Below are 14,020 nucleotides of genomic sequence, written 5' to 3'. Positions count from 1 at the left end.
TGCACACCGCCCTCGCGGTGTTCCTGGCGCGCATGTCCGCCGCCGACGACATCGCGATCGGCACGCCGATCGCCGGCCGCGGTGAGGCCGAACTCGACGAGATGGTCGGCATGTTCGTCAACACCCTGGTGTTGCGCAGCCACATCGACGCCGACGCCGGGTTCGCCGAGCATCTCGGGCGCATCCGCGAGAGCGATCTCGAGGCGTTCGCCCACGCGGACCTTCCGTTCGAACGGCTCGTCGAGATCCTCAACCCCGAGCGGTCCACGGCCCGGCACCCGCTGTTCCAGGTCGCCATGTCGTTCGAGAACCTGCCCGAGACCGGCCTCGAACTGCCCGACCTGAGCGTGTCCACGGTCCCGTTCGACGTCGACAGCGCCAAGTTCGACCTCGCGCTGACCCTGCGGGAGCACACCGCGGCGGACGGCGGGCCGGACGGGATCTCTGCCGAGTTCACCTACGCGCGGTCCCTGTTCGACGCCGACACCGTCGAGGGCTTCGCCGCTCGATTCGCGCACCTCCTCGACGCGGCCGTCGCCGACCCGGCACTGCCCGTCGGTGACCTGCCGCTGCTCGAGCCGCACGAACTCGAGCGGCTGACCCACGTGCGCGGTACCGACGTCGTCAGCGGCGGAACCCTCGCCGACCTCCTGACGGCCGGCGCGTCGCTCGACCCGGACGCGACCGCCGTGCGGTACGAGGGACGGTCGATCACCTACCGCGAGCTCGACGAGGACTCGTCCCGGCTCGCGCGGCTGCTGGTCGAGCGCGGCGTCGGCCCCGAGAACATCGTGGCCGTGGCGTTCCCGCGCTCCTACGACATGGTCCGGGCGGTGTGGGCGGTGGCCAAGGCCGGTGCCGCACACGTGCCGGTCGACCCGTCGTACCCGCCGGAGCGCGTGCGTTACATGCTCTCCGATTCCCGTGCCGCCCTGGGCATCACGGGAACCGCTCACCGGCCCGGCCTGCCCGACGACGCGGAGTGGCTGGTCGTCGACGAACCCGGCCTCGCCTCCGACGTCGCGACCCGGTCGGCGGCCCCGGTCACCGACGCCGACCGTGTCCGGCCGCTGCGCCCGCAGCACCCCGCCTACCTGATCTACACCTCGGGGTCGACGGGCCGGCCCAAGGGCGTCGTGGTCACCCACACCGGTCTCGGCGGCCTGCTGGACACGATCATCGACCTGTACGGCCTGACGTCCCGCTCCCGGTTCCTGCACATCATGTCGCCGAGCTTCGACCCATCGGTGATGGAGTGGATCGCGGCGTTCTCGCAGGGCGCGACGCTGGTCGTCGTGCCGTCGACGATCATCGGCGGCCCCGACCTCGCGGACTTGTTCCGCACCGAACGCCCCACCCACACCATCATCACCCCCGCGGTGATCGGCACCGTCGACCCCGACGGCCTCGACAGCCTCGAGGTGGTCGTCGTCGGCGGTGAGGCACTGCCGCCGGAGCTGGTGAACCGGTGGGCGCCCGGCCGCACGCTGCTCAACGGCTACGGCCCGACCGAGGCGACCGTCATCTCGACCTATGCGCACGTTCTGCCGGGAGACCCGATCACGATCGGCGGGCCCGTGCGCGGCACGACCGCCCTCGTCCTCGATTCCCGGCTGCGCCCCGTCCCCGTCGGCGTCGCGGGTGAGCTGTATCTGTCGGGTGCCGCCCTTGCCCGCGGCTACCACCGGCGTTCGGTGCTCACCTCGGAGCGGTTCGTCGCCGATCCGTTCGCGGCGGACGGTGCGCGGATGTACCGCACCGGCGACATGGTGCGCTGGCGTGTCATGGACGACGACCGGCTCGAGCTCGAGTTCGTCGGGCGCAGCGACTTCCAGGTCAAGGTGCGTGGATTCCGCATCGAGCTCGGCGAGATCGACTCGGCGCTGACGTCCCACGAAAGTGTGGAGTTCGCGGCCACGCTCGGCCGCACGACACCCTCCGGCGGCACCGTGCTCGTCTCGTACGTGCTGCCCAAGGCAGGCGCGACGGTCGACACCGCCGCGCTGACCGAGTTCGTCGGCCGGTCGCTGCCGGCGCACATGGTGCCGTCCGCGATCGTGGTGCTCGACAAGATCCCGCTGACCCCGGTCGGCAAGCTCGATCGCGACGCGCTGCCCGAGCCGGAGCTCGAGGAACGCGAATTCCGTTCCGCGAGTACCGACCTCGAGGAGATCATCGCCGAGGTGTTCGCCGAGGTGCTGCGCCTCGACCGGGTCGGCGTCGACGAGTCGTTCTTCGCGCTCGGCGGCGACAGCATCGTGTCGATCCAGCTGGTCTCGCGCGCCAAGGCCCGCGGTGTCGTGTTCACCCCCCGGGACGTGTTCGAGCGGCGATCCGTCGCCGGGCTCGCCGAGGTCGCGACCCGCACCACCGCGGGGGAGGGCCCGGGCGGTCTGAAGGAACTGCCCGGCGGCGGCGTCGGGGAGGTCCCGCTCACCCCGATCATGCGTGAGGTGCTCGGCTGGGGTGGCGGCTTCGACCGCTTCTCCCAGTCGGTGGCGGTGACGTTGCCGAAGGACATCGACCGGGACGTGCTGGTGCGCACCGTCGGCGCCGTCGTCGACCACCACGACGCGCTGCGGTCGATCCTCGAGCACGACGCCGACGGCGCCCCCGCGCTGCGGGTGCGGGCCACCGGCACGGTCGACGCCGACGAACTCGTCACCCGCGTCGAGGTGCCCGCCGACATCGACGCCGCCGCGCTCACCGCGGTCGCGTCACGCGAGCTCGACGCCGCGCTCGACCGGCTCGCGCCCACCGAGGGACGCGTTCTGCGGTTCGTGTGGTTCGACTTCGGACCCGGCGACCGCCCCGGCGTGCTGCTCGTCGTCGCGCACCACCTCGTGGTCGACGGCGTCTCCTGGCGGATCCTGCTGCCCGACCTCGCCGTCGCGTGGGGGCAGACGGCCGCGGGACAGGACGTCGCGTTGCCGGCCGTGGGCACCTCGCTGCGCCGCTGGGCCCACGGTCTGGCGGACGCGGCGCGCGCGCCCGAACGCCGGGCGGAGCTCGAGCTGTGGCGGTCGGTGCTCGACGGACCCGATCCGCTGCTCGGCGCCCGTGCGTTCGACCCGGCGGTCGACGTCGCGTCGACCGTGCAACGGCTGGAGGTGACCGTCCCCGCGGCCGACACCGAGTCCCTGCTGACCTCGGTGCCCGCGCTGTTCCACGGCAGCGTCAACGACGGGCTCATCGCCGCTCTCGGCCTGGCCCTGACCCGGTGGCGACGCGACCGCGGCATCGACGCGACGTCCGCGCTGCTGAAGTTCGAGGGCCACGGCCGCGAGGAGACGGTGGTGCCGGGCGCGGACCTGTCGCGCACCGTCGGCTGGTTCACCAGCGCCCATCCGGTGCGGGTGGACCTGACCGGTATCGACGTCGACGACGCCTTCGCCGGTGGCACCGCCATGGGATCCGCCGTCAAGGCGGTCAAGGAACAGCTCCTGGCGATCCCGGACAGGGGCATGGGCTACGGCCTGCTGCGCCACCTCGACCCGGTCGGCTCGCAGGTCCTGTCCGGCTACACCACCCAGCCGCAGGTGAGCTTCAACTACCTCGGCCGGGTGTCGGCGGCGGACGTGCCCGAGGAACTCGCCGCGATCGGCTGGGTTCCGACGGACGCGCTCGGTGGGGTCGACGCCGCCCTCGACGCGGACATGCCCGCCAACGCCGTCGTCGACATCAACGCGATCGTGTCCGACGGTGCGGACGGACCGCAGCTCGCGGCCGGATTCGCCTACCCGACCGGACTTCTCGGCCCGGACGACGTCGAGTCCCTCGCCGCCTACTGGGTGGACGCGCTCGCGGCGCTGGCCCGGTACGCGAGCGAGCCCGGCGCCGGCGGACTGACCCCGTCGGACGTGCCGCTCGTGTCGGTGACCCAGCAGGACCTCGAGGCGTGGGAGGCGCGCTTCCCGTCGGCGACCGACGTGTGGCCGCTGTCGCCGCTGCAGTCGGGCCTGCTCTTCCACGCCCTCATGGACGAATCCAGCGTGGACGTCTACACGATCCAGGCCGTGCTCGACCTCGACGGCGTGGTCGATCCGCAGCGGCTGCGCGGCGCGGCGCAGGCGCTGCTCGACCGGTACCCGAACCTGCGGACGGTGTTCGTCAACGACGCCGCCGGTGCCGCAGTGCAGGTGGTGCTGTCGGATGTGCGGGTGCCGTGGCGCGAGGCCGACCTGTCGCAGCTCGTCGCCGACGAGGGCGTGCGCGCGACGGTGCCGTTCTGGCGGGAGGAGCAGGCGCGCCGGTTCGCGATGGACGAGGCGCCGCTGATCCGGTTCGTCCTCGCGTCGCTCGGCGGGGGCCGCTACCAGCTCGGCGTGACCGTGCATCACATCCTCGTCGACGGCTGGTCGATGCCGCTGCTGATGCAGGACATGATGATGCTGTACGCCACCCGCGGGGACGAGTCGCCGCTGCCCCGGGCCCGCTCCTACCGGTCGTTCCTGGCGTGGGTCGCCGAGCGTGACCTCGACGCCTCCCGCGCCACGTGGGCGCGGGTGCTCGACGGGTTCGAGGAGCCGACGCTGCTCGCCCCGGCGACCGACCGGCACCCCGGTGCCGAGGGCGCCGACCGCGTACGGCTGCTGCTCGACGACGACCGCACAGCCGAGATCGCCTCGGCCGCAGCCCGGCTCGGGGTCACCGTCAACACCCTCGTCCAGGCGGCCTGGGGTGTGCTGCTCGGCCGGTCGACCGGACGCGACGACGTCGTCTTCGGCGCCACCGTGTCGGGCCGGCCGGCAGACCTGCCCGGTGTGGAGTCGATGGTGGGCCTGTTCATCAACACCCTGCCGGTGCGGGTGACGTTCGATCCGCAAGAGCCGATCGAGCGGTTCCTGCATCGTCTGCAGCGGGAACAGGCGGAGCTGCTCGAGCATCATCATCTGGGACTCACCGAGATCCAGCGGGTCGCCGGGCCGGCCGTCGCGTTCGACACCCTCACGGTGTTCGAGTCCTACCCGCTCGACGAGAAGGGGCTGGCCGAACAGGCGGCGTCGATCGACGGCATGTCGGTCACCGGTGTCGGCACGAACGACGCCACCCACTACCCGCTGAGCCTGTTCGTCCACGTCGGATCCGGCATGGAACTCGACCTGCGTTACCAGCGTCGGCTGTTCGACGCACGGCAGGTCGAGACGCTGCTGTCGCGGTTCGTGCGCGTCCTCGAGACGATCGCCGGGCAGCCGGCGCTGCCGGTCGGCGACGTCGAGCTGCTCGATCCGGCCGAGCTCGAGCAGATCCTGCACGGGTGGAACGCCTCGGACCATGCTCTCGACGGCACCGAGTTGTTGCTGTCCCGGTTCGGGGCGCAGGTCCGGCGCACCCCGGATGCGGTGGCGCTGGCCTACGAGGGGGCCGAGCTGACGTACGCCGAGTTCGGCGCCCGTGTCAATCGGCTCGCGCGGCACCTGATCTCGCAGGGTGTGGGACCGGAGTCCCTGGTGGGCCTGGCGATCCGGCGGTCGTTCGACCTGCTGGTGGGCATGTACGCGATCGTCGAGGCCGGCGGCGCGTGGGTGCCGATCGATCCGGATCACCCGGTCGACCGCGTCCGGCACATCCTCGACACGGCCGATCCGGTGTGCATCGTCACGACCGCCCGCGACGAGTTCACCGTCCCCGACGGACTCACCGTCGACGCCGTCCTGGTCGACGAGCTGGACCTGTCGGCGATCTCGGATGCGCCCGTCACCGATCGGGACCGGCGGGCGCCGCTGCGCCCGGACAACACGGCCTACGCCATCTTCACGTCCGGTTCGACCGGCCGGCCCAAGGGCGTCGCCGTCACCCACCGCGCCATCGTCAACCAGACGGCGTGGATGCTCGACGAGTTCGAGATGACGGCGCGGGACGTCTACCTGCAGAAGACGGCCACGACGTTCGACGTGTCGCTGTGGGGCTTCTTCATGCCGCTGAGCGTGGGGGCGAAGCTGGTCGTGGCGACACCCGACGGGCATCGTGACCCCGTCTACGTGGCGGACGTCATCGCCCGCGAGAAGGTGACGATCACCGACTTCGTGCCGTCGATGCTCACGGTGTTCGCCGCCCACGTCGACCGCGAGTCGTGCACCACGCTGCGCCACATCTTCGTGATCGGCGAGGCACTGCCGCCGGAGACGATCGAGGGCGTGCGGCGCATCAGCACCGCCGCGATCGACAACCTCTACGGCCCGACCGAAGCGGCGGTGTCGGCGACGTTCTGGCAGGCACCGGCCGACGGACCGGTCGACGTGGTGCCGATCGGCGTCCCGGAGTGGAACGTGCGGGTGCTGGTCCTCGACGGCCGGCTGCGGCCGGTGCCGGTCGGTGTCCCGGGTGAGCTGTATCTGGCGGGCGTGCAGCTGGCACGCGGCTACGTCCGTCGCCCGGACCTGACCTCCGACAGGTTCGTCGCGAACCCGTTCGGGGCGCCGGGGGAGCGGATGTACCGCACCGGCGACCTGGTCACGTGGAACGAGGCGGGGGAGCTCGAGTACATCGGCCGCACCGATTTCCAGGTCAAGTTCCGCGGTCAGCGCATCGAGCTCGGCGAGATCGAGACGGCGTTGCTGGCGCACGAGTCGGTGAACCAGGCCGCGGTGCTGGTCGTGCCGACCCCGACCGGCGACCAGCTCGCCGGGTATGTGGTTCCCGCCCCGGGCCGCGAGGTGGATGCCGGCGAGGTGATCGAGTTCGTGTCGCGGACGCTGCCGTCGTACATGGTGCCGGCGGCGATCGTGGTGCTTGCGGAGTTCCCGCTGAACACCTCGGGCAAGCTCGATCGCAGGGCGCTGCCGGCACCGACGTTCGCCGCGCGCGAGTTCCGGGCACCGACGACCCCGATCGAGGAGATCGTCGCGGGCATCTTCGCCGAGGTGCTCGGCGTGGAACGGGTCGGTCTCGACGACGACTTCTTCGCGCTCGGCGGCAACTCCCTGATCGCCACCCAGTTGGTGGCGCGTCTGGGTGCGGCGCTGGATTCGCGGGTGCCGGTGCGGGTGCTGTTCGACGCCTCCACGGTCGAGGCGCTCGCGGCGCACGTCGAGCAGCACGCCGGCTCCGGCGGGTCGGTGCCGCTGGTGGCCGGGCCGCGGCCGGATCGGATCCCGCTCTCGCTCGCGCAGCAGCGCATGTGGTTCCTCAACCGCTTCGACCCGGAGTCGGCGGCCTACAACCTGCCGGTGGCGCTGCGGCTGTCGGGCCGGTTGAACGTCGCCGCGCTGCAGGATGCGATCCGGGACGTGTTCGCCCGGCACGAGGTGCTGCGCACGGCGTACCCGGAGACCGAGGACGGCGCGGTCCAGGTCGTGCTGCCGGTGACGGCGGTGGTCCCGGACCTCACGCCGGTGGCCACCAGCTGGGACGAGGTGGCCGACCGGATCCGCGAGCTGGCCTACACGGGGTTCGACGTGACGTCGGAGGCCCCGATCCGGGTGCGGTTGTTCACCGTCGGCGAGGACGAGACGATCGTCGCGTTCGTCGTGCACCACATCTCGGCGGACGGCTCCTCGATGGGGCCGCTCACCCGCGATCTGGTGACGGCGTACGTGGCCCGGTCGACCGGCAACGCCCCGGACTGGATGCCGCTGCCCGTGCAGTTCGCCGACTACGCCCTGTGGCAGCGACGGGTGCTCGGCGACGAGAACGACCCGGCGTCGGTGGCCGCGAAGCAGGTGACGTACTGGAAGCAGGCCCTGGCGGATCTGCCGGACCAGCTGGATCTGCCGACCGACCGGCCGCGGCCGGCCGTGCAGTCCTTCGCGGGCGGCAAGATCGACTTCACGATCGATGCCGATCTGCACCGGAAGCTGGTCGAGCTGGCCCGCGGCCGGGGCGCGACGTTGTTCATGGCCGTGCATGCCGCGTTCGCGGTGCTGCTTGCGCGGCTGTCGGGCACCGAGGACATCGCGATCGGCACGCCGATCGCGGGTCGCGGTCAGCGTGAACTCGACGATCTGATCGGCATGTTCGTCAACACGCTGGTCTTCCGTACCCGGGTCGAGTCCGGTGCGTCCTTCGCGGACCTGCTCGATCAGGCGCGGGAGCGGGACCTGCAGGCCTTCGCACACGCCGACGTGCCGTTCGAGCGCCTGGTGGAGGTGCTCAACCCGGAGCGGTCGACGGCCCGGCACCCGCTGTTCCAGGTGGGCCTGTCGTTCCAGAACCTCGCGACGACGAGTCTCGAGTTGCCGGGACTGACCGTGTCCGGTGTGGACGCGGATCTGCAGACCTCGCAGTTCGACCTGCACCTGGTGGTCACCGACCGGTACGCCGACGACGGTGCTCCCGAGGGGATCACGAGCGTGCTCACGTACGCCACGGATCTGTTCGACGAGCCGACCGTCGTGGTGTTCGCCGAGCGGTTCGTGCGGGTGCTCGAGGCGGTCGTGGCGGATCCGTCGGTGGCGCTGGGGGATATCGAGATTCTCGACGGGGCCGAGCGGGTGCGGGTGCTCGAGGCGTGGAACGAGACCGGTCACGAGGTGGATGCGTCGGCGACGTTGGTGGATCTGTTCGACGAGCAGGTGCGGCGGGCCCCGCAGGCGCCGGCGTTGGTGTTCGAGGGGCAGGCGCTGAGTTACGGCGAGTTCGATGCGCGGGTCAATCGCCTTGCCCGGCACCTGATTTCTGTCGGGGTGGGGCCGGAGTCGACGGTGGCGCTGGCGATGCGCCGGTCGGTGGAGTTGCTGGTGGGGATGTACGCGGTGGCCAAGGCCGGTGGTGCGTATGTGCCGCTGGATCCGGATCAGCCGGCCGAGCGGACCGGGTACGTCCTCGAGGTGGCGGCGCCGGTGGTGGTGCTGACCACCGGGCGCGACGGGTTCGAGGTGCCGGGACAGACGATCCCGATGCTCAGCCTCGACACCCTCGACCTCGGTGAGCTGTCGGGTGCTCCGGTGGCCGATGCGGAGCGACGGGCGCCGTTGCGGGCGTCGAACACGGCGTATGTGATCTTCACGTCGGGGTCGACGGGTCGGCCGAAGGGTGTGGCGGTGCCGCACGGGGCGGTCGTGAACCAGTTGGTGTGGAAGCGGGCGGAGTATGCGCTCGGTGCCGACGATGCGGTGCTGCTGAAGACGGCGGCGACGTTCGACCTGTCGGTGTGGGAGTTCTGGTCGGCGCTGGTCTGTGGTGGCCGGGTGGTGATCGCGGCGCCGGACGGGCACCGCGACCCTCGCTACCTCGCCGGGCTCATGGCCGAGCAGTCCGTGACGACGCTGCACGTGGTGCCCTCGATGCTCGAGGCGCTGCTCGTCGAGACCGGCGGAAGCCTGGCGAACTCGCTGCGGCAGGTGCTCGCGATCGGTGAGGCGTTGCCGGCGGCGACGGCGGGTCGGTTCCTGGCGCACAACGCGGCCCGGTTGGACAATCTGTACGGTCCGACGGAGGCGGCGGTGTCGGTGACCTTCCACGAGGTCGACGACGCCGCGGGTGTGTCAGTGCCGATCGGTGTGCCGGAATGGAACTCGCGGGTGTTCGTGCTCGACGGGCGGCTGCGGCCGGTGCCGGTCGGGGTGCCGGGTGAGCTGTATCTGGCGGGTGCGCAGCTGGCCCGCGGTTATCACGGGCGGGCGGATCTGACGGCGGAGCGGTTCGTCGCGTCCCCGTTCGGTGCCGGTGAGCGGCTCTACCGCACCGGTGACCTGGTGCGGTGGGATGCGGCGGGCCGGCTCGAGTACGTGGGCCGCACGGATTTCCAGGTCAAGGTGCGTGGTTTCCGGATCGAGCTCGGCGAGATCGAGGCCGCGCTGCGCGGACTCGACGACGTGCGGGACGTGGCCGTCGTCGTCCGCGACGACGACCGGGTCGGACCCCAGGTGATCGCCTATGTCGTGCCGCAGCCCGGCGTCGTGCTCGACGTCGCCGACGTGAGCACCCGCCTCGGACGGGACCTGCCGTCGTACATGGTGCCGGCGGCGTTCGTGGTGCTCGAGGCGCTGCCGCTGAACGTCAACGGCAAGCTCGACCGCAAGGCGTTGCCCGCGCCGGTGTTCGAGGCGCGGGAGTTCCGGGCCCCGACCACCGTCACGGAGGAGGCCGTGGCGCGGGTGTTCGCCGAGGTCCTCGGTCTCGAGCAGGTCGGTCTCGACGACGACTTCTTCGCCCTCGGCGGCGACAGCATCGTCTCGATCCAGTTGGTCTCGCGCGCGAAGGCCCGCGGCGTGGTGTTCACCCCGCGGGACGTGTTCGAACGCAAGACCGTCGCGGGGCTGGCGGAGATCGCCACCCTCACCGGCGGTGCCGAGCGCACACTGACCGAACTGCCCGGCGGCGGCATCGGGGACGTCCCGTTGACTCCGGTGATGCGTGCAGCCCTCGAGGCTTCCGGCGACGTCGATCGGCTCGCCGTGTCGACGGCGGTGACCCTGCCCGCCGGCGTCGACGCCGACGCGCTGGCCGGTGCGGTCGGCGCGGTCGTCGATCACCACGACGCGCTACGCGCGATCGTCGAACGTGACGCCGACGGTGCCGTCACCCTGCGGGTGCGGGCCCCCGGCACCGTCGACCCGGAAACCCTGCTGGCACAGGGGGAACCGGCGCCCGGCGTGCCCGACGACCTGCAAACCCGCGCCGAGCGGGCCCTCGCGGCGGCGGTCGAGCGACTCGACCCCGCCGCGGGCCGGATGGTGCAGTTCGTCCGCATCGACGACGGGCGCGGCGAGACGTTGCTGATCGTCGCCCACCGTTTCGTCGCCGACGACACGTCCCGGCGCATCCTGATCGCCGATCTGGCCGCCGCGTACGACGCTCTCGCGGCCGGGCAGCCCGTGGTGCTGCCGCCGGTCGGGACCTCCCTGCGCCGCTGGGCGCACGGGCTGGTCGAGGCGGCCGGCCGCACCGAGCGCCGAACGGAACTCGACCGGTGGCGGTCGATCCTGGACACGCCGGACTTCCCGATCGGGGACCGTCCGCTCGATCCCGCCGTCGATGTCGGCACCACGGTCGAGCACGTGCACACCACGGTGCCGGCTGCGGACGCGGAGGCACTGCTCGTCGCGGTGCCCGAGCGGTTCCACGGCACCGTCCGCGACGGTCTGGTCACCGCGCTGGGTCTGGCCCTGGTGCGGTGGCGCCGGGACCGGGGCATCGACGAGACGGCCACGCTGCTCGAGCTGGACGGGGACGGACGCGACTCCACGGTGGTCCCCGGAGCCGACCTGTCTCGGACCGTCGGATGCCTCACCATCTCCTTCCCGTTCCGTGCGGGATTCGGAGGGATCGACGTCGACGACGCGTTCTCCGGGGGACCGGCGATGGGCGCCGCCGTCAAGGCGGTCAAGGAACAGCTGCGGGCCCTGCCCGACGACGGTGCCGGCTTCGGTCTGCTGCGGTACCTCGACCCCGACTCCGCCGGGGATCTGAGCGCTCCGCGGCCGCAGGTCGCCCTCCACTTCGGCGAGCCGGTCGCGTCCGTCGAGGGCGGCGCGTGGTCCCCGACGGCGGCACCCGGCGACCGGACCGTCCGTCCCGCCGGGACGCCGGTCACCACGACCGTCGACGTCACCGCGACCGTCTCGTACGGACCGGACGGCAGGCGGCTCGAGGCGCACTTCGGCTTCCCCGCCGGGGTGGTCGAGCGCTCGGAGATCGAGGAGCTGGCCCAGCACTGGCACGAGGCGCTCTCGGCGCTGGCCCGCCACGTCCGCGGGCCGGGCGCCGGCGGCCTGACCCCGTCGGACGTGCCGCTCGTCCCGGTCGCCCAGCACGACCTCGACGTGTGGCAGTCGCGGTACCCCTCGGTGACCGACGTGTGGCCGCTGTCGCCGTTGCAGGCGGGACTGCACTTCCACGCGCTCATGACCGAGGCGAGCGTGGACGTCTACACGATGCAGGCGGTGCTCGAGCTCGGCGGGGCGGTGGATCCGCAGCGGCTGCGCGCCGCGGCGCAGGCACTGCTGGACCGGTACCCGAACCTGCGGACGGTGTTCGTCACCGACAGCGGCGACCCGGTGCAGCTGGTGCTGGGCGACGTCGAGGTGCAGTGGCGGCACGAGCACCTCGGCGACCTCGCCGAGGACGCCCGCGACGCCGAGCTGGCCCGCGTCCTGCGCGACGAGCAGGTCCGGCGCTTCGACCTCGGCCAGGCTCCGCTGATCCGGTTCCTGTTCGTCGACGTGGCCGAGGGTCGTTCGCTGCTCGCGGTGACGGTCCATCACATCCTGCTCGACGGCTGGTCCATGCCGGTCCTCATGCAGGACCTCATGGCGCTGTACGTCACACGCGGGGATGTCACCGCGCTTCCCGCCGCCCACTCCTACCGGGAGTTCCTCGAGTGGCTCACCGAACAGGACCGGGAGGCGTCGCTCGAGGTGTGGGCGAAGGCACTCGCCGGTGTCGAGGAACCGACGGTCCTCGCCCCGTCGGTGCGCCGACCGGACGCGGACGCCATCTCCTCGGTGCACGTGGTGTTCGACGAGGAACGTGCCGCGGCGGTGTCGGCCCTGGCCTCGAGCCTCGGCATCACCGTGAACACCCTGGTGCAGGCGGCCTGGGCGGTGCTCCTCGGCCGGATCGTGGGTCGTTCCGATGTGACCTTCGGTGCCACCGTCTCCGGCCGCCCGGCCGAGCTGCCCGGCGTCGAGTCGATGGTCGGTCTGTTCATCAACACCCTGCCGGTGCGGGTGGACACGGACGACGACGAGACGATCGCGCAGCTGCTGCGTCGCGTGCAGGCACAGCAGGCGGACCTGCTCGGCCACCACTACCTGGGTCTCACCGAGATCCAGCAGCGGGCCGGCGGCCGGATCGGCTTCGACACCCTGCTCGTGTTCGAGTCGTACCCGATCGACCGGGCTGCCCTGTCGGCGGCCGCGACGGACCTCGACGGGATGACCGTCAGGGACGTCCGGCTCGACGACGCGACGCACTACCCGCTGACCCTGCTCACCCTCGCGCAGTCGGAGATCGTGTTCACCTTCAAGTACCTCGAGCGGTACTTCGACGAGTCCGAGGTGAACGTGCTCTCGCAGCGGTTCGTGCGGGTCCTCGAGGCATTCGTGGCCGATCCGCAGGCCGTGGTGGGAGACATCGACCTCATGGACGCGGCGGAGCGGGCGCACCTCGTCGCCGAGGCCGAGCCCGCGGCGGCTCCGGTCACGAGCACCGGCCGCACGCTCGCCGCGGTGCTGGCGAACGTGGTCGAGGAGGATCCGGAGGCCCCGGCCGTCGCCGTCGACGGCACCGAGGTGCCGTACCGCGAACTGGACGCGCGGTCCTCGCGGCTGGCGCGGGTGCTCGTCGCGCGGGGTGTCGGTGCCGGCGACGTGGTCGCCGTCGCCGTCCCTCGGTCGGTCCGGTCCGTGGTGGCGCAGTGGGCGGTCGCCAAGACCGGGGCGGCCCTGCTGATGGTCGATCCCGCCGACCCGGCAGCCACGATGCCGGACCCGGCCCGGGTGACGCTGGGTCTGACGGTGACGGGCGTCACCGGCCTGCCCGCCGTCCCGTGGCTGCAGCTCGACGACGAGGAGCTGCGTGCCGAGCAGGCGGCGCAGGCCGCGCACCCGGTCTCCTACGCCGACCGGCTGCGCCCGGTCGAGCCCGAGAGCCCGGCCCTGGTGACCGCGACGCGCACGCTCACCCAGGCGGAGGTGATCGACCGGATCGGTGAGCTGCGCGAGCGGTACGGCCTGACGTACGAGTCGCGCAGCGCCGCGGTCGGCTCGCCGGCGGCGGAGGGCGGGGTCCTCGAGCCGCTGCTGGTCACGGCGACCGGCGCGACCGTCGTCGTGGTGCCGGAGGGCGCCGACTCGGGGGAGGCCCTCGACGCGGCCCTGTACGACGAGTGGGTCACCCATGCCCACCTGACCGCCGACGCGCTCGACACCCTCGAACCCGGGGGACTCGAGGATCTGGCGGTGGTGGTCGTCGTCGACCGCGCACCGGACGAGTTGCTCGAGCGGTGGCGCGCGGCACATCGGGTCGTCGTCGTCTGACGCCGTGCCGGCGTGGTGGGGCTCCCTTCGGTCGAGGGGAGCCCCACCACGTTCGGGCAGGTGGGGCCCGTAAAGGTAACGTCGCGGGCGTCTCGGTG

1 protein-coding gene (running past one end of the window) is annotated in these 14,020 nt (G+C 72.1%); it reads left to right on the top strand.

From position 1 onward, the window contains the following. Positions 1 to 13,922, top strand: the end of a protein-coding gene (locus tag QNA09_RS15885) for a non-ribosomal peptide synthase/polyketide synthase (RefSeq protein ID WP_308071972.1). The gene continues 15,622 nt to the left of window position 1, outside the view; 13,922 of the gene's 29,544 nt are visible here — the last part of the coding sequence; its start codon lies beyond the left edge, outside the window; the stop codon is at positions 13,920 to 13,922. Positions 13,923 to 14,020 lie beyond the last annotated feature (98 nt).

This window comes from Rhodococcus sp. AH-ZY2, from assembly GCF_030916465.1.
Classification (GTDB): Bacteria; Actinomycetota; Actinomycetes; order Mycobacteriales; family Mycobacteriaceae; genus Rhodococcus; species Rhodococcus ruber.
Note: the sequence above shows the minus strand (reverse complement) of the source record. Positions and strands in the feature narration are given on the sequence as shown.